14 protein-coding genes are annotated in these 21194 nt (G+C 66.2%); 12 read left to right on the top strand and 2 right to left on the bottom strand.

What is annotated here, in order from left to right; translation table 11 throughout:
- Nucleotides 1-2: 2 nt before the first annotated feature.
- Together ACFV15_RS10410 and ACFV15_RS10405 are read left to right on the top strand one after the other, a co-directional pair.
- Entirely contained in the window at nucleotides 3-1061 is a 1059-nt protein-coding gene (locus ACFV15_RS10410) for a hypothetical protein (RefSeq protein WP_378349922.1), read from the top strand.
- The gene (locus ACFV15_RS10405; protein WP_378349921.1) at nucleotides 1058-2413 is read left to right on the top strand and encodes a cytochrome P450; all 1356 of its coding nucleotides are present in this window, start codon (nucleotides 1058-1060) and stop codon (nucleotides 2411-2413) included. Before ACFV15_RS10410 ends, ACFV15_RS10405 begins: the two co-directional genes overlap by 4 nt.
- Before the next feature lies 1 nt (nucleotide 2414).
- Here ACFV15_RS10405 and ACFV15_RS10400 read toward each other — a convergent pair whose 3' ends face one another.
- Nucleotides 2415-4553, bottom strand: coding sequence for an ATP-binding protein (locus tag ACFV15_RS10400; protein WP_378349920.1), 2139 nt, complete (start codon nucleotides 4551-4553; stop codon nucleotides 2415-2417).
- A gap of 119 nt (nucleotides 4554-4672) precedes the next feature.
- Nucleotides 4673-5377 (bottom strand): response regulator, encoded by a 705-nt coding sequence (locus tag ACFV15_RS10395; RefSeq protein WP_378349919.1) that lies wholly within the window; start codon nucleotides 5375-5377, stop codon nucleotides 4673-4675.
- A gap of 153 nt (nucleotides 5378-5530) precedes the next feature.
- Between ACFV15_RS10395 and ACFV15_RS10390 the strand changes: the two genes are divergently transcribed.
- From ACFV15_RS10390 to ACFV15_RS10345, 10 genes are all read left to right on the top strand, one after another.
- Nucleotides 5531-7879, top strand: coding sequence for an ATP-binding protein (locus tag ACFV15_RS10390; protein WP_378349918.1), 2349 nt, complete (start codon nucleotides 5531-5533; stop codon nucleotides 7877-7879).
- 312 nt (nucleotides 7880-8191) lie between these two features.
- Entirely contained in the window at nucleotides 8192-9325 is a 1134-nt protein-coding gene (locus ACFV15_RS10385) for an ABC transporter substrate-binding protein (RefSeq protein WP_378349917.1), read from the top strand.
- Nucleotides 9326-9361: 36 nt separating this feature from the next.
- Nucleotides 9362-10258 (top strand): ABC transporter permease, encoded by an 897-nt coding sequence (locus ACFV15_RS10380; protein WP_378349916.1) that lies wholly within the window; start codon nucleotides 9362-9364, stop codon nucleotides 10256-10258.
- A complete protein-coding gene (locus ACFV15_RS10375) occupies nucleotides 10255-11034 on the top strand; it encodes an ABC transporter permease (protein WP_378349915.1) in 780 nt (259 codons plus the stop codon). The genes ACFV15_RS10380 and ACFV15_RS10375 overlap by 4 nt, the downstream gene beginning before the upstream one ends.
- Nucleotides 11034-12098 (top strand): ABC transporter ATP-binding protein, encoded by a 1065-nt coding sequence (locus tag ACFV15_RS10370; RefSeq protein WP_378349914.1) that lies wholly within the window; start codon nucleotides 11034-11036, stop codon nucleotides 12096-12098. The genes ACFV15_RS10375 and ACFV15_RS10370 overlap by 1 nt, the downstream gene beginning before the upstream one ends.
- Nucleotides 12099-13631: a TIGR03767 family metallophosphoesterase gene (locus tag ACFV15_RS10365; RefSeq protein ID WP_378349913.1), complete on the top strand. Its 1533-nt coding sequence runs from the start codon at nucleotides 12099-12101 to the stop codon at nucleotides 13629-13631.
- A 192-nt stretch (nucleotides 13632-13823) separates the two neighbouring features.
- Nucleotides 13824-15086 carry a DUF222 domain-containing protein gene (locus tag ACFV15_RS10360; RefSeq protein WP_378349912.1) on the top strand — a complete coding sequence of 421 codons (1263 nt, stop codon included), beginning with the start codon at nucleotides 13824-13826 and terminating at the stop codon, nucleotides 15084-15086.
- Between the two features lie 258 nt (nucleotides 15087-15344).
- Entirely contained in the window at nucleotides 15345-17075 is a 1731-nt protein-coding gene (locus ACFV15_RS10355; protein WP_378349911.1) for a hypothetical protein, read from the top strand.
- A 105-nt stretch (nucleotides 17076-17180) separates the two neighbouring features.
- Nucleotides 17181-18008 carry an AAA family ATPase gene (locus ACFV15_RS10350; protein ID WP_378349910.1) on the top strand — a complete coding sequence of 276 codons (828 nt, stop codon included), beginning with the start codon at nucleotides 17181-17183 and terminating at the stop codon, nucleotides 18006-18008.
- Nucleotides 18001-21081: an SAV_2336 N-terminal domain-related protein gene (locus tag ACFV15_RS10345; RefSeq protein ID WP_378349909.1), complete on the top strand. Its 3081-nt coding sequence runs from the start codon at nucleotides 18001-18003 to the stop codon at nucleotides 21079-21081. Before ACFV15_RS10350 ends, ACFV15_RS10345 begins: the two co-directional genes overlap by 8 nt.
- Nucleotides 21082-21194 lie beyond the last annotated feature (113 nt).

Here is a 21194-nt window from a genome sequence, read left to right as displayed (position 1 = left end):
AGGTGACTGGTCGTTTCCGGGTGGTCTGGCCGCCCGCGGTGCAAGCGCGGCGCAAGCGCATGGGCTCGGTGGCCGAAACGCCGCCACCGCTTGCCCTGAGTCTCGACATGCCGTTCACCGTCAAACAGAACCCGCATCTCGACCGCGCCCGTGCGCACACGATGGATTGGCTGCGCGGCAAGGGAATCGTGCGCGACGATGGAGACGCCGCGAGATACGTGCACTCGCGCGTCGCGGAGGCCGTCGCGCACTTCTACCCCGAAGCCTGGCCGGAGGACCTGGAACTCGCGTCCGACCTGGTGGCGTTGTTCTTCTTCTGCGACGACCAGTTCGACGGCCTGCTCGGCCAGGATCCCGGCGCGGTCGCGCAGGTCTGCCGCAGGCTGTTCAGCGTCATCCGGCGGCGGCCGCACGCGCCGCCGATCCCGGACCCGACGCCGGTGGAGTCCGCGCTGGGTGAGCTGTGGGAGAAGTGCTGTCTCGGTATGTCCGAGACCTGGCGCGTCCGCGCGGTGCACAACTGGGCCGACTACCTGTTCGCCAACGTCACCGAGGCGCAGAACCGGGTCAGCGGCACCCTCCCGGCCCTGCACGGACTGCTCGAACTGCGGCGCGTCGCGGTGATCGTCTACGTGCTGCTCGACCTCGCCGAACGCGTCAACCACACCGAGATCCCGGCGTTTCTCGCCGAATGCCGGCAACTGCGGGAGATGCGGGACATCACCGCCGAAACCGTCTGCCTGCTCAACGACGTGCACGCGGTCGAGCGTGGTGAGGCGTGCGGCGATATCCACAATGTCGTACTCGCACTGGAGAGCGAATACGCGCAGTCGCGTGGGGAGGTGATAGTCACCGTCCGGGAGATGATCGAACACCGGATTCACCGGTTCGAGCGCCTGCGCAAGGGCATCCCGGCGCTGTGTGAGTCGATGGGAGCGTCCGCCGCGGCCTACGTCGCGGTGGACCTCTCCGTCGAGACCATGTGCTGGCTGATGCGCGGCACCCACGAATGGAGCCGCCGTGAGGAGCTGGCGTTCGAAGGCCCGCTGGGGTCGAGGTGACCACGACCGCCGTCGCGCCGCCGACCGTGGCGGGCGCGCTGCCGCTGGTGGGGCACACCGTGAAGCTGCTGCGCCGCCCGCTCGCCCTGATCGCCGCCGCCGACCCGCAGGACGACCTCGCCGTCCTGCGGGTCGGCCCCCGGCCGTGGTACCTGGTCAGCGGCCCCGACCTGGTGCGGCAGGTACTGGTCACCGACGCGGCGAAGTTCGACCGCGGCGCCCAGTTCGAGCAGGTCGCCCGGATACTCGGGCGCACCTCGCTCACCACCAGCGGCGAACAGCACCGGCTGCGCCGCCGCCTGGTGCGGCCCGCGCTCGACCGCGCCCGCACCGCCGAATACGGCGCCGCGATGACCACCGCGGCGCTGGACGCGAGCGTGTTCTGGCACGACGGCCGCAGGCTCGCGCTGGAGCAGGAGATCAGCGCGTACACCTACACCGTCGTCACGAGGACCCTTGTCCGCGCCGGACTTGACGCGAAAGCGATCACCGAGTTCCAGCGGCTGCTGCCGCAGGCGCTCGACGGCGTCACGCGCGCGATGTACGACCCGTTCGGCGTACTGCGCATCCTGCAGGTCCGGCGGAACAAACGGACCAGGCGCGCACTCGGCAAGGTACGCGCGACGCTCGGCCAGGCCATCGCGCATCACCGCCACGCCGACAACCTCGACCAGGGCGACGTGCTGTCGATGCTGCTCAGTCGCTGCGCCGACGACCTCGGCCCGGTGCTGACCGACCGCGAGGTCTCCGACGAGATCATGGGCCTGCTGCTGGCCGGTACCGAGACGGTCACCTCGGCGCTGTGCTGGGCGTTCCATATTTTGGCCACCCGCCCGGAGATCGAGCAGCGCGTCCAGGCCGAAGCCGACCAAGCGCTGCAAGGCTGGCCCGCGCGCGTCGAGGACCTCACGCGCCTGCGATACACGCAACGGGTGATCACCGAAGTGCTCCGGATGTATCCGCCGCCGTGGATGCTCGCGCGGCGCACGATCGCCGAAGTCGACCTCGGCGGGCGGCGGCTGCCCGCGCACACGTCGGTCTTCGTGTGCCTCTATCTGCTGCACCGGCGGCGAGAGAGTTTCCCCGACCCGGAACGGTTCGACCCGGACCGGTGGCTGCCGGACGCGCGGAAATCGTTGTCACCCGGCGCCTTCCTGCCGTTCGGGGACGGGCCACATCAGTGTCCTGGCGATCATTTCGCGATCACGATGGCGACTTTGCTGCTCGCGACCTTGGTCCAGCACTGGATACTGCGCCCGGCGTCGGCACGCCCGGTCGTCCCGATCGTCACGCCGACCCTGCGTCCCGACCAGCTTGACATGATCGTCACGAGGCGGCGCCGGGATTACTGAGCTAGTGGTCCTTTTGGACCGCATAGGCGACCGTTTCGTCGAGCGACTGCGCCTTGCCGGTCGATTCAGCGGCGGCGGCCTCGTCGGGTGGGAGCTCACGTCGGGAGCGTTCGACAGCTTCAGCGAGTTCTGCCGTGTAGACCGACCTTGCCAGCGTCGCTAAGTCGAGCGTGCTTATTAAGGCCTCCGCAGCCGCATTCAGCGTGAGCACTCGTGCCGCGCAACCGGTCCTGGCCGCGACCACTGCCATTCCCTGCAGCGCGCCCAGCACGGGCAATGGCTGTGAGGACACCTCGAGGCATTCAAGGAACCGTGCGCGAGCCTGCGCCGTCAGCCCCATCGAAAGCGCCAGCGTGCCTTGGGTGTGCAGCACGCACGCCAGCAGGTGGCTGGGGCCATCGGTGCGATAAATCGGCACCGCCTCGTCGAGGAGCTCGGCCGCCTTGGTGTGCTCGCCGAGCTGCGTCCACGCCCAAGCGAGGTTGTGCAGGACCATCGCGAGTGCCCGCGGCTCGGCCGCCGCACGCAGGATCCGCGCGCACTCGGTCAGGTCCCGGATGGCCGCTTCGCCGTCGCCTGCCGTCACCCGGATATGGCCGAGCGTGTTGTGCACACTCGCCAGCAGCATCGGATCGCCCAGTTCCAGCGCCAGCTTCATGGCCTGCTCGGCCAGTCGTGACGCCTCGGCGTGATCGTCCTGGCTGGCCGCGAGGAACGCGGCCCAGTCCAGCACCACCAGCCGGTAGTCGGGACGCCCCTGACGGTCCAGCGCCCTGCTGAGTACCGCGCGGCCGTCGACCAGGTAGCCGCGGCGTGCGGTCGCCGACGCGAGCCCGGCCGCGAGGAGGTGATGCCGGTCGTCGTCGGCCCGCGTCCAGCCGAGCGCCGCACGCAGTGCGTCCCGCTGCCGGTCGATCCGGTCGTTCTGCTCGTCGGTCATCGCCATCGGGCTGTGCAGAAGCGGTTCGCAAAGCTTTGTGAGCCAGCTGATCAGCCGTTCCCGCGTGCTGTCGCGCTCGCCCGCCGCGGCCAGCTGCTCCGCGCCGTACACCCGGATGCAGCTCAGCTGCCGGAACCGCAACGGCTCCGGCCCCGATTCGACCCACGACTTCGCGCGCAGGCGGGTCACCAGGTCGAGCACGGCCGTCTCCGTCAGCCCGTCACAGACCGCGGCCGCGGCGGCGAGGTCGAACCCGCCGCCGAACACCGAGAGCCTGCGCAGCGCGCGCCGCTCGTCTTCGGCGAGCAGCTGGTGACTCCAGTCGATGGTTTCGCGCAGCGTCCGATGCTGCGACGGCGCGATCTTGCCGGCGAGCGTCAGCAGCGCGGAGTGGTTCTGCAGCCGAGCGCCGATCTCGGTGACGGTCAGCATCGGCACCCAGCGCGCGGCCATCTCGACGGCCAGCGGCAACCCGTCGAGCCGTACGCAGAGCGTCGCGACCGCGCTGGCGTTGTCCTCGGTGAGGTCGAATTCCGGCACGTGCTCCTTGGCACGCTCGACGAACAACCGCACGGCGTCGTATCCGGCGGCGGTCGGCAGCGGCAGCGGTTCGGTCAGCTCAGGCACCGAAAGCGAGCCGATGCGGAACAACGCCTCGCCGGTGATCTGCAGCTCTTCCCGGCTGGTCACCAGCATGGAGCAGCCGGGGCATCGGCTGAGCAAGACCTCGGCCAGCTCGGCGCACCCGTCGAGCAGATGCTCACAGTTGTCGAGCACGATGATCGAATTCCGCCCGGCGAGAGCACTGATCACGGATTCGATCAAGGGTTCGTCAGGTTGCTCGGTCACCGCCAGCGTCGACGCCACCGCCTGGACGAGCACCTGCTCGTCGTGCACGTCCTGCAGTTCGACGAACCACGCCATCGACGTCGCCCGTGACGCCGATTCCACCGCGAGCCTCGTCTTACCCGCCCCGCCCGGCCCGACGATCGTGACCAGCCGATGCCGGCGCACCATGCGCGACAACACGGCCATCTCGCGCTTGCGGCCGACGAAGCGGTCCGTGGGCTCGGGCAGGTTTCCCCTGGTACGCGGCGCTTGTGGCAGTGGGGTGGTCACAAGCACGCCACTGGCAGCGCGACGGCGATAGGCACGCTGGCGGCACGCGTTCGAGCAGTAGCGGCGCACGGCGCCGCCCACGATTTCACCGCCGCACGCCACGCACTCCCCAGTCGTTCCCCTCGGCGCGCTCATTGTTGGGTAATTCAACCCTGGCCGCAGATCCGAGAGAACCCGGTTCAGTCGTAGGGAGTACTCGGTCAGAACCCTTCTGTCGCGGCATCCCTGGCGATCAGTGCGGCTTGGACCCGGTTGTCGCAGCCCAGCTTGGTGAGCAGCCTGCTGACGTAGGCCTTGACCGAGCCCTCGCTCAGATGCAGCGCCCGCGCGATCCCGGCGTTGGCGGTCCCGTTCGCCAGATGCGTCAGCACGTCCCGTTCCCGCTCAGTGAGCAGCCCGACGCGCCGCCGAGCCTGATCGGCGCGTTCCGTGGGCACGCCGACGAACCGGTCGACGAGATGCCGCGCGGCGGCAGGCGAAAGCGTCGCCTGACCCGCGGCCACGGCACGCACTCCGGTCACCAGTTCGGCCGAGTCGCTGTTCTTGAAGAGGAAACCGGCAGCGCCCGCGCGCAGCGCCGGAAACAGCAGATCACCCGAACCCGGCGAGGCCAGCATGATCACCTTGGTGGCCGGCGAGTGTCTTCGCACCAGTCTGGCCGTGCTCGCGCCGTCCGTGCCCGGCAGGTCGGCGTCGACCAGCAGCACTTCGGGGCGATGGCGGCCGAGCAGGTCGATGAGACCGCCGCGGTCGCCGGCTTCGCCGACGACGACGATGCGCTCGTCGGTCTGCAGCACTCCGCGCAACCCCGCGCGGATGAGCACTTGGTGATCTGCGATCCCGACGCTGATGGCGCTCGTGGCCGACCTCCAGTGCTCGGCCTGCGTCGTCACGAGGACGGTCATGACGGCTCCCGGTGTCTTCCGTCATCGGAGAAAGGGAAGGGCAAGCCAATTTTGGGCGCTCGCCGCTACTCTCGTACAGATGCGCGTAACGGAGTTACGGTCCAGCTGTAACGGCGTATTGGGAGTAATCGATTACTGCGGGTGGACCCGAGTATGCGACTGACCCACCGGTGCGCCGAGTGCCTGACGCAGTTGTCCGGTGAGCCAGAAAGCGGGCGGACCTACTGTTCCAACGCCTGTCGTCAGCGCGCGTACCGCCGCCGGATGGCCGGGATGCCGTCGAAGGCCGCGGTCCCGGCGCAGGCGAACACCAAGGTGCTCAGCAATCTTCCCGCCCAGCGGGACAGTTTCGTTGGCAGGGAACGAGAACTCGGCAAACTCGCCGCGCTGGTCCGGCACCATCGCCTTGTCACGCTTTCGGGTGGTGCCGGTGCGGGCAAGACGCGGCTGGCACTGGCCGTCGCGAGCCGCGTCCAACGAGATCTGGTCGACCGGGTGCTGCTCGTCGAACTCGAGTCCACGGCCGACGCGCGGTTTCTCCCGCAGACGTTCGCGGCGGCGCTGGGCGTTACGGAACGCACCGACGAACCGTTGGCGGAGACGATCGTCGCCACCTTGCGGCACATGCGCGCACTCATCGTGCTGGACAACTGCGAGCACTTGCTCGACGCGTGCGCCGAACTCGTCGAGGATCTGCTGCGGCGATGCCCCGACGTGGTCGTGCTCGCGACCAGCAGGGAAGCGCTGCGCCTGCGCGAAGAAGTCACCCTGCGGGTCGACGGCCTGGACGTGCGCGATCCAGCGTCGTCGCGGCGGACCGACGCCGTGCGGCTGTTCATCGACCGCGCCCGTGAGCGGGTGCCGGAATTCCGCCTCACCGCCGCGGACGCCGCCGCGGTCGCCGTGCTGTGCGCGCGGCTCGACGGCTCACCACTGGCCATCGAACTCGCCGCCCGGTGGATCCCGGTGTTGCCGGTGACCGAGATCTGCGCTCGCCTCGACGAGCGGTTCGACCTGCTGACCATGGGTGGACGCACGAAACCCGCGCGACAACGCTCGCTGCGTGAGGCGATCGACTGGAGTTATTGGCTTCTCGTGCCTGAGGAACGCCGGGTGCTGCGCGCGCTTTCGGTGTTCGTGGGGGAGTTCGACCTTGAAGTCGCGCGCGCTGTCTACGGAGGAAGCGGCGACCTCGGAAAGATCCTCGAAAACCTGCACGCGAAGTCACTGGTGAGCGTGGGGTCGGCGCCTGGACGTTTCCGGCTGCTGGAATCGATCAGGCTTTACGCGGCGAGCAGGCTCGAGGCCGCGAGTGAGCTGCCGTCGGCCAAGGAAGCACTCATCCGATCGTTCGTCGACCTAGCCTCGCCGTTCGTGCTGGCACCGCTCGCCGTGCCGAACGAGGTGCACCAGAAGGTGCTCGCGCATCGCGACGCCCTGCGGATCGTGATCACCTGGACGAGCGGCGATCGCAGGCTTCTCCTGTCGACCGCGTTCGCCGTGTGCACCGCGCGGATGGGTTTCCTCGCGGACGCGAGAAAGCTGTTGTCGGAGGTGCTCGACGACGGTGGCCGCCGTACTCCGGCCCATTGCGCGGCGCTGGACCGGCTCGCCTGGTACACCGGCTTCCTGCTCGAACACGCCGCCGCGATGCGCCTGGCACTCGACGCGCTCGAGATCGCTTCCATGCTGGCCGACACGCCGCTGATCACGACCTGTCTGACCACGCTGGCATGCATCGAGCAGATGTCCGGAAAGCTCGATCTCGCGGCCGCACGCCGAGACGTCTGCCTCCAGCTGGTGCGGCCGCTCAACCAGCCCGCCGCCACCGCACATTGCCTAGTGCACCTGGCTTGGTCGGTCCACCTGCTCGGCGACGACAACCGCGCGGCGGCACTTGCCGCCGAAGGGGTGGCGTTATGCCGGACCGGCGACTCGCCCAGCCGGCTGGGGGAAGCGCTCAATGTCTTGGGCGGAATCCTCGTCGAGCTGCGTCGCTTCGACGAGGCAGAGGCCGCCTTCCGCGAGGTGTTGCGCGCGGGGTCGGCCTATCCGCACAACGTGCCCTCCGCCATCGAAGGCCTGGCGCTCGTCGCGGCCGGTCGAGGCAAGCGTGCGCGGGCGTCTCGGCTCGCCTCGATCGCGGGTGCCATCCGTGAGGAGATCGGGTTGTTCGGAGACCCGTACTGGAAGCGGCGGGTCGCCATGATCGTCAGCGATGCCGAATCCGACGCCGCATCGCTGACGCGGGCGCAGGCGATCGCATTCGCGCTCGAGGATGGCAGGCCGGATCCAGGTGAGGCCCCGCCGCAGGGGCTCGACGGCCTTGAATATCACCTGGCGACCCTGGTCGCGGCCGGTTTGACCAACCCTCAGATCGCCGACCGGTTGGGTGTTTCGTCCCGTGCTGTCTCGACCCGGCTTCATGCTCTTCGTCACAAATTGGGCGTTTCTTCACGCCAGGAAATCGTCCGTTGGGTCAACGGCATTGATTTCGATTGATGAAGATGTTCCTTTCTGGCTGTATGTGTTCCGCGGCTTTCTCCACGCTCCGTCCGGATTGGGCCGAACGTCTGGTGCTGATTGACGAGCACGGCCGATACCTGGTTGGGTGCTTCGTATTGCTGTGACCGGTGCCACCAGGAATGCGTATTCGATCACCGGCCGCACCCGCCTCATCGCGCTGTGATCGCACGCCCTTGTCGTGCATTCTCCCGCTGCTCGCTGGTCACCTCCCGTTCAATTTCCCGACTTTCGTCTCGTGAACTGTTCGCTCGGCCAGTAGACGTAAGCCCCCATCGGAGGACAACGCAAGTGAACAGACGACTCGCCGGTATCGTCGCGGGTATCGCGACGGTGGCCTTGACCCTTTCCGCGTGCGGTGGGGGCTCCGACGCGGGGGCCAAGGACACGAGTGGCGCCGCGACCGCCAAGTCGGCCGCGGATCTGGGCGGGCTGGACAAGCTCATCGAGGCCGCGAAGAAGGAAGGCGAGCTCAACGTCATCGCCCTTCCACACGACTGGGCGAACTACGGTGAGATCCTCGAGGCGTTCAAGAAGAAGTATGGGCTGAAGGTCACCGAGGCGAACCCCGAGGGAAGCAGCCAGGACGAGATCAGCGCCGTCAAGCAGCTCAAGGGCCAGGGCCGTGCGCCCGACGTGCTGGACCTCGGCGGCGCGTTCGCGTTGTCCGCGGCCAAGGACGGCCTGCTCGCGCCATACAAAGTCGCGACGTTCGCTGACGTGCCGGACGTGCAGAAGGACCCGGAAGGCAACTGGGTCAACGACTACGGCGGCTTCATCTCCATCGGCTACGACGCCGCGAAGGTGCCGAACCCGCCGAAGTCATTCGCGGACCTGAAGAAGCCCGAATACCAGGGCAAGGTCGCGTTGAACGGTGACCCGACGAAGGCCGGAGCCGCTTTCGCGGGGGTGTACGCCGCCGCGCTGGCGAACGGTGGATCGTTCACCGACATCAAGCCGGGGATCCAGTTCTTCGCCGACCTCAAGAAGTCCGGCAACTTCATCCCGGTTCAGGCCAGCGCCGCGACCGTCGAGAGTGGACAGACTCCGATCACGATCGACTGGGACTACCTTCAGGCCGGTTACGCCAAGAAGCTTCAGGGCAAGATCGACTGGAAGGTCGCCGTCCCCACCGACGGCGTCTACTCGAACTTTTACTGCCAGGCGATCAGCAAGACGGCCCCGCACCCCGCCGCTGCCCGGCTGTGGCAGGAGTTCCTGTACTCGGACGAGGGCCAGAACCTGTTCCTCAAGGGTCTTTCACGGCCGGTGCGGCTGCCGAAGCTGACCGCGGCTGGCACGGCGGACTCGGCCGCTGTCGCGGCGCTGCCGGAGGTCAAGGGCGAGGTCAAGTTCCCGACCAACGACCAGATCGACGCCGCCAAGAAGGTCATCGCGGACGAGTGGGCGAAGGCGCTCGGCTGATTCATGACCGCTGAAACAACTACTGCAGAGGTGGGCGTGGCTCCGGCCGCGCCCACCGCTGTCCGCGCCGGGGTCGTCCGGCGCGTGACGGCTTGGGTCACCGCGCATCTCGGGCTGATGCCCTTCCTCGTCTATACCGGAGTCTTCTTGGGCGCTCCGGTCGTCATGGTCGTGCTGGGCGCGTTCCAAGACAATGACGGCGTCTTCACCACGGACAACATCGTGGCCGCGTTCAAGGACCAGTTCGGTCGGTCTTTCGTCACCAGCATCGAGCTGTCCGCGCTCACCGCCGTGCTCGGCGCGGTTCTCGGTGCCGTACTCGCGCAGGCGGTACTGGCCTCAAAAGAGGACGGCTTGCTGCGCAAGGTCGTATCGAGCGCGGCGGGCGTGCTCGCGAACTTCGGGGGCGTGCCGCTGGCGTTCGCCTTCATCGCGACACTCGGCAGCATCGGCATTGTGACGAAGGCTTTGAAGGGCTTGGGCTTCGACATCTATGCCAGTGGCTTCAATTTGTTCGACTTCATCGGTATCGCGATCGTCTACGTCTACTTCCAGATCCCCTTGATGGTGATCGTGTTCACCCCTGCACTCGAAGGTATGCGCGAGCAATGGCGTGAGGCCGCGGCGAACCTCGGCGCGACGAAGTGGCAGTACTGGCGCCACATCGCTGGCCCGATCCTCCTCCCTCCCTTCTTGGCGTCGATGCTCCTTCTGTTCGCGAACGCCTTTTCGGCCTACGCGACCGCGTACGCGTTGACGAGTGGTGTGGTGCCGCTGGTGCCGATCCAGATCGGCTCGCTCGTTTCCGGCAACGTGGTCGCGGACCAGCAGAATCTGGGTAAGGCACTGGGACTCGGCATGATCGTGGTCGTCGCATTGGTGATGGCGATCTACAACTGGATGCAGCGGCGGGCTTCGAGGTGGCTGGGATGAGCAAAGCCTTCCGCTGGCTGATTTTGAGCCTGTTCGGTTTGTACTTCTTGGTCCCGCTCGCAGCCTCTGTCGAGTTCAGCCTCCGAGATGTCAACGAAACGCACAGCTTCAACACCTGGGGCAAGCTGCTCAACGAGCCCGGGTTGTTCGAGACGCTCGGCACCTCGCTCTGGGTCGCGTTCGGCACGGTCGCGCTGACGTTGATCCTCATGGTGCCGACGGTCAGCTGGGTGCATCTCAAGCACCCGAAACTGCGCCGCCTGGTCGAGGGCGTCAGCCTGCTGCCTTTGGTGATCCCGCCGATTGTGCTGGTCAACGGCGTGCTGGTCGTCTTCCGCGACGCGCCCGAGGTGATCAATGGAACCCCGGTGATCCTGGTGTTCGAGTACGTCGTGCTCGCTTTGCCGTTCACATACCGCACGCTCGACGCGGGCCTGCAGGCGATCGCGTTGCCGACGCTCGTCGAGGCCGCGCGCAGCCTGGGCGCGAGCTGGACGACCGTGCTGGTACGCGTGATCATCCCGAACATCCGCTCGGCCGTGTTCGGCGCCGCGTTCTTGAACTTGGCGCTGGTGCTCGGGGAGTACACGCTGGCCAGCATTCTCCTGATGAACACATTCCCGGTATGGACGGTCAGCACCGGCCAATCCGAGGCCGGCGTTTCCGTCGCAGTCTCGCTGCTGGCGCTCTTCGTAGCCTTCCTGCTGCTGTTCGTGCTCTCTGTCGTGACTGGCCGTCGAAAGGCCACCCTAGGCGCTACCCAAGGAAAATCCTGATGACTCTGTTGGACACCCGCACCGGCGCCTCGGTCGAGTTCCGGGCCCTGCGCCGCGAGTTCGGCGAGGTCAAAGCCCTCGCAGGGCTGGACCTCTCGATCACGCCCGGCGAGCTCGTGGCATTGCTCGGCCCGTCCGGTTGCGGGAAGACGACTGCCCTGCGCGTGCTCGCCGGCCTGGAACAAGCCGACTCCGGCGAGGTACTCGTCGACGGTTCCGACGTGGTGGGCGTACCGGCGAACAAGCGCGACATGGGCATGGTCTTCCAGGCTTACAGTCTCTTCCCGAACCTGACGGTCCGCGACAACGTCGCGTTCGGCCTCCGGTTGCGTGGTAAATCGGCCACCTCGCGACACAAGCGTGCGCAGGACCTGCTCGAGTTGGTCGGCCTCGACTCGCACGGCCCGCGCTACCCGCATCAGCTTTCCGGTGGGCAGCAGCAGCGGGTGGCGCTCGCTCGCGCGTTGGCGATCGAGCCGCGGGTGCTGCTCTTGGACGAGCCGCTGTCCGCACTCGACGCCCAGGTGCGCAACCAGCTTCGTGACGAGATCCGCAGGCTGCAGCTGCGCGTCGGGATCACGACGCTCTTCGTCACCCATGACCAGGAAGAGGCCCTGTCGATCGCCGACCGTGTCGGGGTCATGCGTGCCGGGCGGCTCGAACAATGCGATACACCTGCCGAGCTCTACGCGCGGCCCGCGACCGCGTTCGTTGCCGAATTCGTCGGTACCATGAACCACCTGCCAGGGGTGATCACCGGCGAAGACGTGGAAGTCGCCGGGCACCGGCTTCCGCTGGCGAACCGTGGCGCGCGTACGGAAGGGCAACAGGTGAAGGTGCTGGTGCGACCCGAATCCGTGAGTCTCGACCCCGCGGCGGACGGACCGGTGAAGATCACTGACCACAGCTTCCGCGGCGCGGTCACCCGGGTCACGGCCACCTTGCCGGACGGAACGGCGCTGCTCGCGGATCTGCCCAGCGTGTCGGCTTCCGACTTGGTGCCAGGCACCTCCGCGACTGTCGGATTCGGGACTCGCCCCGTGCTCCTGGCCACCGAGTCGTAGATGGACACGTCCCGTCGTCGTCTCGTCCGCGGTACCCCGGATCCGTTGGGCTACCAACGAGTCGAGACCGCACCTGGTGAGAACCCGCTGGTCCGCGAGGATCTGGCCGTGGCCGACGCGTCTCGTGATCCCGAGCGGCTGGTCGCGTTCGCGCACCTGTCGGACCTGCATGTGATGGACCCGCAATCGCCGACGAGGGTCGAATTCCTGGAACGCTACGCGGACCCAGACTCGCCTTATCGGGAGATGATCCCGCTCGTCGGTACTTACCGTCCGCAGGAGATCTTCACTCCACATGTGGTCGAAGCGATGGTTCAGGCGGTCAACGAACTCGATGTCGAGTTCGCGATCTCTACCGGTGACGCGACGGACGCCTGCCAGGCCAACGAGCTGGACGCCTACTTGACGTTGCTCGACGGTGGTGAGGTGTGTCCGGATTCGGGTGACCCTTCGCGTTGGGAAGGTGTCCACTCCAGCGCCAGTGAGACCTACGATGTTCGCTACTGGCACCCTGACGGACCGCCTGCCGGGTTCCCCGACGACCTCCCGCGGACGGTCTACGGCTTTCCCGTCGCACCGGGTACCTTGCGGGCGGCAGCCGCTTCGTTCGAGGCTTCGGGACTGGACGTTCCTTGGTTCGCTGTGCACGGCAACCACGACAACATGCTCCAAGGTTGCGTTCCGCCATGGCCCGAACTGGCGGAGGTGACCGTCGGACCACGCAAGCTCGTCGGCATGCCCGAAGGCAACGAGGTCGAGCTGGTTGACGGGTTCGACAAGGCTGACCGCCCGGTCGTTGCCCGGCTCGTCGACGCTCCCTCGGTCGAGGTCGCAGCCGATCCGTCGCGGCGGCACGTCACGCGCGCCGAATGGGTCGGCGCGCACGTGGCCTGCCACGGTCACGGCTTTCGACAGGATCATGTTGACTCCGGGACGGCGTACTACGCCTTCGACATGGGTCCGCTGCGCGGATTGGTGCTCGACACCGTCAACCCGCACGGCTACTGGCAAGGTTCCTTCGATGTCACGCAATTCGAGTGGCTTGAAGCGCAGCTACGCGCCGAACCCGGCACATTGTTCGTGCTGTTCAGCCATCATCCTCTGCGGACACTGATCAACGATACCGGACCCGAGCGCCGGATTTTGGCGGAAGAGGTCGCGGACCTCCTTTCCAAGCATTCAAATGTAATCTTGTGGGTGAACGGTCACACGCACGAGAACATGGTGACGGCGCACGAAACGTTCTGGGAGGTCACCACAGCCTCGCATATCGATTGGCCGCAGCAGGCGCGTCGTATCGAGATTCTGGACAACCGGAACGGCACACTATCGATCGTCACCACGATCGTTGACCATGTCGGCCCTCCGGCTTGGGATGGCGGGTCTTCACCCGTCTCGCTCGCGGGGCTTTCCCGTGAGCTGTCAGCCAACTACTGGCAGAACCGCGATGACACCAGGCGTGAGTTCAAGGGAGCTGGCACTGTCGCGGACCGCAACGTCGAGTTGCTCATCAATAATCCGTTGGCCACATAGTCGCGCATTTGGACCGTTCGCATCGTCTGCCGACCAATTTTTCGGTGCTGCTGATCGTCGAGATATCGTTGTGCGCCAATGCTTTCCGGCTGGGGTTGATGGTTCGTGCGCGGTTCGGGTGGTGAAAAAGTTCGCTGGTCTTGTCGGGGGTCTGGTTTAGCGTGGAAGGAGGGTTGAGGAAGGGAGGTCCCGATGAGTTCTGTCGACGGGATTCCGAGTCAGAGACCTGCTCCGGATGGGCAGGCGGCAAGTACGGATCCATTGCTACTGAAGAAGATGACCCGAGCCGAACTGCTTTCGACGGTGCTGTCGGCTGAGGCGGAGAGAGCGCGTCTCGAGGCGTTGAAGCTCCGCGGCGTCGCCATTCTGGCCGATTCATCGGCTGGTTCGATTCGGAGTGTGATCGGCGAGGTGGCCTTCGCGTTGTCGATGACGAAGGTCGCTGCCGCGAAACTAATCGCGGTCGCTTGTGACGTCACCAGGCGGTTGCCAGGTGTGCTGGGGCTGATGGAAGCCGGAAGGCTGGACTACGGCAAGGCGGCGCAGGTGTCGGAGGCTTTGTCATGGCTATCCGACGACAAGGCCGGTGCCGTGGATACGATCTTGGTGGAAAGGCTGGTGGGTAAAGATCCCCGTGGAGTGCGGCGCTGCGCGAACAAGCTTGCCGCTCAGGTCGATCCCGACGGCTACGAACGCCGCGCGGCACAGAAGCGCGCCGCACGCAGGGTGACCCTGACTCATCGAGACGCCGGCTCGGCGAGATTGTCTGTGGAAGGCCCAGCCGAGAAATGTGCGGCCGCGTACACGAGGATCGACCGGATCGCACGCAAGCTGTCCCTCGCTGACAAGTCACGCACGCTGGAGCAGCTCCGGGCGGATGTAATGATGGACCTTTGCCTATCCGGGACGGAGGGGATCCAGGAGCGGGCCGAAGTCTTCGTGTACATCGACTATCTGACTTTGGCCGGTGTACGTAAGGACCCAGGATTCCTCGCCGGACACGGCCCGATCCCGGCAGCAACGGCACGCGATATCGCAGCCGGGTCGAAATCGGTGCTGAGACGCCTGATCACCGACCCTGTGACTGGTCAGCCCACCGATCTCGGGCGGACCCGCTATCGGCCGCACGCGGCTTTGAACGAGTTCGTGCGAGTGCGGGACCAGGAGTGCCGGGCTCCTGGTTGTACTCGGCCGGCACAGGTATGCCAGCTGGACCACACCGAGGATTGGGTGGCCAAGCAAGGGGAGACGAATGAGAACAACCTTGCTTCGCTGTGCCAGGACGATCACAAGCTGAAAGACGAGCCAGGCTGGCGCTACGAGCTTGGCGGTAACGCGACATTGACGGTCACCACCCCGACCGGCGATCGCTACTCGACCACGCTCGAACCGCTACACGAGCCGCGCTACACGGAGGAGCCGCCGCCAGGTTGTGCCGGGCAACATGCGGCCTGACCGGTATGTTTCGACTGTCCAACCTCGGGCAGCAGCTCGAGTTTGACACTCTGTGATCGGCGTCCTCACAAACAGTGATTTTTGCGTCGTTGTACCTTGGCCGCTCACCTCGGCAAATGGGTGAACGGGGCGGCTTGTCCGCGAGGTGGCACCCGGGTTCCGTAACCTGTCACCCGACCCAGTGGTATGTGCGAGGAGAGTGGTGGCGGGATGACGGCTCGGCGACATCTCCTCGTCGTCGCCGCGCAGCGTCCGGCTATGCCAAGGCTGGACCAGCTCGATCGGGCGGCGCGGGCGCTGCACGACGTGATCGCCCACGACGAAATCGGGGCGTGCGCACCGGGCTTACCCAATGGACGTGCCCTGCTCGAAGGTGAGTTCACAGCCGAGCACGTCCGTGACATGGTGGCCGTCGCGGTTACTCACGCCGCGAGGGAGAAGGCAACCCTCGTGGTCGCACTCCTCGGGGAGCTGGCCGGGGTCGATGTGCCCAAGTTGCTGAACCGGGCGGCAAGCAGGCACGGCGTTCGAGGTGTGCTGGCCATCGTCGATACCTGGTCGCCGGACGTTCTCAGTCCGTCTAGGCAGCCTCGGCTCGGGCTGATGATGACGTCGTCGGACTACCAGAATGCCTTCCGGCTGACTTTTGGGCTCTCGCGATTGCTGGAGAACGGCATTCTGGAAGCTCGCCGGCACCTCGACATCCCAGCCATGGTCACCGAGGTCCGCGCGGTCGAGGGGGCTGACGTTGTCGACATCGCCCACCAGGACGACTCGGAGGCGTTCTGGCTCGCTCGCAACCGCGGTTACAGCCTCGGCTACCAGCTTGGGCGCGCGCCGAGTGTCGCAGGCCGTCCAGGGCGAGCCGAGCTCGCGGTAGCACTCAAGGACCGATTCGACGGAGTCGACTACACCCCTGAGCGGCTCTACGAACTCTGGCAGCGGCTCGGCAGGGAACCTCGGACGCCGGCCGTACTCCGTGCCACGCACGTCCTGGACACTCTGCTGGTCGCGGCTCGGACCAGCGCCTTGTTGCATCGGGTGCTGACCGGAGCACTCTCGACGAGCCGCTTGCGCCGGGCGGCGCCAGTAGAGGTAGCCGACGGAGAGGACGTGGCCGACGTCGTCGAGCGCGTCGCTTTCGCGCATCCGGCGGTCGAAGGATCTTGCCGCGCACAGCTGGCTAGGTTCGTCGTCAAGCTCGCGGCCTTCGACAACCGGCTCGACGATCCACAGTTGCTTGAGTGGGCGCAGGCCGTCAGTGCGGTCAAAGCGTTCAAAGAAGCCGAAAAGACCGAGTTTGAACGAAGGGAACCGCGCAGACTGTGGTTGATCGTGAGCCTGCACGCGTCTACGACGGGGCTCTGGCCTGAAGAGCTCGAAACCTGGCTCTTGCGTGACGGTGTGCTCGAGACGCACGACAGGCTTCCGTGTGAGCCCACCAAGGCTGGTGTTGAACTCGTGCTGTCCGATGCGATCGCGAAGGCAAGTAAGCGCGCTAGTGAACTCAGAGCCCCGCTCAAGCGTGTCGACGTCGCTGCACCGGCGGAGCTCCTCGTGCGCTGGAGGCCGGATAACGCGACTCTGCGCTGGTCGGACCGGCTTAGTCCACCGCGTGGACACAAATGGATGCTCGTCACGGCTCGGCGGTGTCTGGACAACATCAACTTTTTCGCTGGTGGCGCACCCGTCGATTGGCTGGATGAGCAGGACACTCGTGATCTTGCGGGACTGGTGCGCAAGCTGGCTTCCGGCGACTATGAACGGGCGATCGCGCTGAAGCGCCCGGATCCCGATCCGCGTCTACTGTGGACGTTACTGACCCACATACCCGTGGTGCTGTGGCCGGAGTCCGTGGCAGCGGACCGCCGCCTCCGGCGGGCACTCGACGAGGCGTGGGACAGCGTCCCGGATGGACTGCGGGCCGTTTGGGACGACGAAGAATGGCTGGACTTCTGCCAGAGGTACCAGCGTGGAACGCGGAGCTAGAGGAGTATCGCCATGACGTGGACCCCTGCATACCGGGGTGACGGTGTCGAGCGCGGGCTGCCGCTGCCTTCGGCTCCGCCGTGGCGGACGTTCCCTCGTTCGGCCGTGGCGTTCCAACCGCCGGCGGGCCTCGCCGAGGCGGTCAACGCCGCGCTCGCTCTGCGCCGCCCGCTGCTGATCACCGGCGCACCGGGTACCGGCAAGTCGACCGCTATCGAGTCAGTCGCGACGGAACTGAAGCTGGGGCGGGTACTGCGGTGGCAGGTCACCTCGCAGAGCACGGTGAGCGATGCGCTCTACCGTTACGACGCGCTTGGGCGTATCCATGCGCACCAGCTCGGCGGCACGACTGACGACATAGCCGCCTATCTGCGGCTCGGCCCTCTCGGTACCGCTTTGCTGCCGTCAGGCCATCCGCGCGCGCTCCTCATCGACGACATCGACAAAGGTGACCTCGACCTGACCGGCGATCTGGCGGAGGTCCTGGAAGACGGCGAATTCGAGATTCCCGAACTGGCCCGCTTCGAGCGGGAGGCGGTCGAGATCCGCGAGTCGGACGGCGAAGCGCGGCACACCATCACCCGCGGCCGGGTTGTCTGTACTGAATTTCCATTCATCGTGCTCACCAGTAACGGTGAGCGGGACTTCTCACCGCAGTTCCTGCGCCGCTGTGTGCGCTTCACCATGCCTTCGTTCACTGACCCATCCGCGGTGCGCCGTGTGCTCGAGGCGCACTTCGGCCTGAACGTCGATGACGCGGGTCCGCTCGCGGAGCTGATCGACGAGTTCGCGACTCGAGTTCAGGCAGGTGAGCTACTGGCGGTTGACCAGCTGCTGGCAGCCGCCCATCTGCTCACGGGCGAGCACGCGCCGCAGGGGGAGGACAGGCGAGCGGTGCTCGATTACGTGCTGCGAGAGCTCACCCGTGCCTGAACCTGTCTTCGACGCCGCAGGCATCGCCAAAGCCCTGCAGGCGTTCCAGCGTCCCTGGCCTGGTGGGCGCCGGGAGCTTGATCTCAATGCCACTGTCCGGGAGTACGGGCAAACGGCGTCGCTGACTCCGCGGTTCCAACGCCGAGCGGAGCGATGGTTCGACGTCACGCTCGTCGTCGACGATTCGCCGTCGATGGACGTCTGGCGCGCCATCACAGCGGAATTTACCCGTGTCTTGCGTTCGATCGACGCGTTTCGGTCAGTGCGAACACGCGAGCTCAGCCAAGATGTGCGCATCGATCGTGGCGGGCGAGAACTCGTCCTGGTGTTTTCGGACTGTGCCGGAGAAGCGTGGCGAGGGGACAGCGCCTGGCAACGAGTACGGCATTGGGCTGAGAGCACGCCGACCGTATTGATCAACCCGTTGCCCCGTGGACTGTGGCGACGCACGGGGCTGGATCTTCCATCGGTGCGGGTCACGGCTAAGGCACCGGGGAGCTCGGTGTTGCCGCATCGGGTTCCGGCGTTGGTGGAGCTGGCGGGCGAGCAGTGGACGCCGATCCCCACCGTGGCGCTGACTCCGGCGTCGCTGCGACGATGGGCCGAGACGCTCATGTGCGGCGACCGCGATGGCTGCGACGCCGTGCTTGTCCCACCGAGTCCGTTGGCGGGCGACGAGTCGGCTTTTCTGACCTCGGACGAGCTGCTCAGCACCTTCCGGCATACCGCGTCGCCGCTCGCTCTGCGGCTTGCGGTGCTCGCTTCGCCGTTTCGGGAGGTGAGCTTGCCGTTGTTGCAGCTCGTGCGGCGCGAGCTGATGCCGGAGGCTGCCGACAGTGACGTGGCCGAGGTCGTCATCAGCGGGCTCGACCGGTTCCGGGAAGGGCTGCTTGACCGGCTCACCACAAGCGATGCATGGCGGCTTCATGAACTGCTGGCAGGGCAGGACCTGCCTGAGGCTCTGCGGGACATCCTCGAGGTGCTCGGAGTTGCCGAGGCTGAGCCGGTCAGCGTTGTCGAGGCGTCGGTCGAGGCACCCCCGGCTCCGATCGAGGTGGTGGGTCGTGAGCTGGACCTGGAACTGCTCTGGCGTGGCTTCGAAGAAGCATCTGTCCAGGTGATCACCGGACCCCCAGGGGTTGGTAAGACGACCATGGCTCGCGCGTTCGCCGAGCGGCACCGCGGCGACTACGACTTCGTCGGCTGGACGACGCGCGCGAACTTTGAAAGCGCTGTCGACGCGAATGTCACACCAGGTGAAGATTCCTGGTTGATGATCACCGAAGGTGTTCCCGACCTGCACTTCCTGCCGAAACGGCACAACGGGCATATTGTCGTGATCGCTGAAGACGGTTTCTCCGGACGCCGTTGGCCGGTCGTGAAGCTTGGACCGCTGACCACGACGAGCGGCGTCGGGCTTCTGATCGTGGTCAGTGGGGACGATGATCTCGTGGCCGCGCGAGAATTCGTGACCGCGACCGGTGGGTGGCCACTCATCGTCCGGCTGGCCGGCAGCTATATCAGGTATCTCGGTACGACGATCGCGGCTTACTCCGCGGAACTGCTCCCGGTGCTGCCGGAACGGGTGAGTTACGCCCGTGTGCTGAGCGCGGTGTTCCGGTTGACCACTCAGCAGCTTTCCGGGGAGGCGGCGGCGCTGCTGGTTTCGGCGTCGGTCTATCGGGGCGAGGGTGTGCCGCTGCAGCGCATGCTCAGTTCGGTGTCGAAACCGCCACGTCCGAGCCAATTCGTTGAGGTGGCGTTGTCCGCCATGTTCGGCGACGAGCAGCGCATCCGTACCGCGGCAGCGGAGTTGCTCGCGTTCGGCCTGCTCACCGACGGCTACGGCCTCGAGGTGAATTCGCCGGTTCGGGAAATGACCCTTGACCAGGTCGCCGACCCGATTTCGTGGGCGCGGTCGCTCCACGAGCTGTTCAAGATGTGGCTGCAGGGGCTGCCTGACCAAAAGGACGCGCTTTTGCTGTGGCAGGCGCATTTGCGGTCGATGCTGGACCTGGTGCCTGAGGACGAGGAAGGCTTGTTCATCCGTGGTGACTTCGCGGAATGGATGGGCCGAGACGGTGATGTGAAGTCGGCCATCGACCTCTACTCCGCACTGCTGGCCGACGCCGAAGTCATGGAGAAGGTCGATCCGACCTGGATCCGGGCGCGCTTGAAGAAATGGCAGGGCAGACTCGTCGCGTCCGAATCCGGTCGCTATGAGCTGGGTTCCATTCTCGGCGCCGGTACGATGAGCTTTGTCTATCAGGCGTTCGACAAGGTGCTGAACCGCGAGGTGGCACTGAAGGCGCCTAACCCTGAGCGGGCGCGTGATCCCCGAGCGGTGGAACGGTTTTTGCGTGGCGCGCGGATCGGTTCGATGCTCAACCACCCGGCTATCGTCGCGACTTACGACATCGGCGAGATGGCCATCGACGACTTCCAGCGGCCGTACACCGTGCTGGAGCTGATCGATGGCGCGACACTCACCGAGGTGCTCAAAGGCGGCAAGCCGCCGGGGGTGCAGCGATCCATCGAGATCATCGCCGACCTGTGCAGCGCGCTGGACGCCGTGCACGCCAGAGGCTTCGTGCACGGCGATGTCAAGCCATCGCACGTCATGTTGACGACGCTCCGCGCGGTCAAACTGGTCGGATTCAGCATGTCGAGGGAGATCGGCGGAGCCCCGGAGGAGATCGACAAGGTCATCGGTGCGTCCGAATACCGTGCGCCTGAGCAGGCGAATCGACACAAGCTCGATGGCCGAGGCGATATCTATTCCGCAGGGTGCCTGCTGTACGAGTTGTTGACTGGCGAGCGGCCTTCACAGACGAGCACGATCAGCCCGCCGTCGAGCATGCGGCCGGTGACTCGTGCTTTGGATGCCGTTGTGCTCAAGGCGCTGGCACCCAATCCGGAGAACCGCTATCAGACCGCGATGGAGTTCCGGGCAGACCTCGTCCGGGTGCACATGGGGGCGCTTCAGGCGCCAGCACAGCCGCAGTCGGACGAGCAAGAGCCGCTGGACGACGACAAGGGAAGCCGGCGGTCCTGGTGGCCGTTCGGGCGCTGAGCGAGCTCCTCGGTGAGCAGCGTGTCCAAGGTTCGGGTCGCGCGACGCAGGCAGACCGCGGCGGGCACCAGGACGGCGATGGTCAGAGTGCCCCATAGCAGCATGCCCGTCTC

Source organism: Amycolatopsis sp. NPDC059657 (assembly GCF_042734395.1).
Lineage (GTDB): Bacteria > Actinomycetota > Actinomycetes > Mycobacteriales > Pseudonocardiaceae > Amycolatopsis.
The sequence above is the reverse complement of the archived record's forward strand: the minus strand, read 5'-3'. Positions and strand labels throughout refer to the sequence as shown.

Excerpts from the sequence above, each read along its gene's own strand:
- ACFV15_RS10365 (WP_378349913.1), top strand. The coding sequence starts at position 12,099 with ATGGACACGTCCCGTCGTCGTCTCGTCCGCGGTACCCCGGATCCGTTG.
- ACFV15_RS10390 (WP_378349918.1), top strand. The coding sequence starts at position 5,531 with ATGCGACTGACCCACCGGTGCGCCGAGTGCCTGACGCAGTTGTCCGGT.
- ACFV15_RS10375 (WP_378349915.1), top strand. The coding sequence starts at position 10,255 with ATGAGCAAAGCCTTCCGCTGGCTGATTTTGAGCCTGTTCGGTTTGTAC.
- ACFV15_RS10355 (WP_378349911.1), top strand. The coding sequence starts at position 15,345 with ATGCCAAGGCTGGACCAGCTCGATCGGGCGGCGCGGGCGCTGCACGAC.
- ACFV15_RS10395 (WP_378349919.1), bottom strand. The coding sequence starts at position 5,377 with ATGACCGTCCTCGTGACGACGCAGGCCGAGCACTGGAGGTCGGCCACG.
- ACFV15_RS10370 (WP_378349914.1), top strand. The coding sequence starts at position 11,034 with ATGACTCTGTTGGACACCCGCACCGGCGCCTCGGTCGAGTTCCGGGCC.
- ACFV15_RS10360 (WP_378349912.1), top strand. The coding sequence starts at position 13,824 with ATGAGTTCTGTCGACGGGATTCCGAGTCAGAGACCTGCTCCGGATGGG.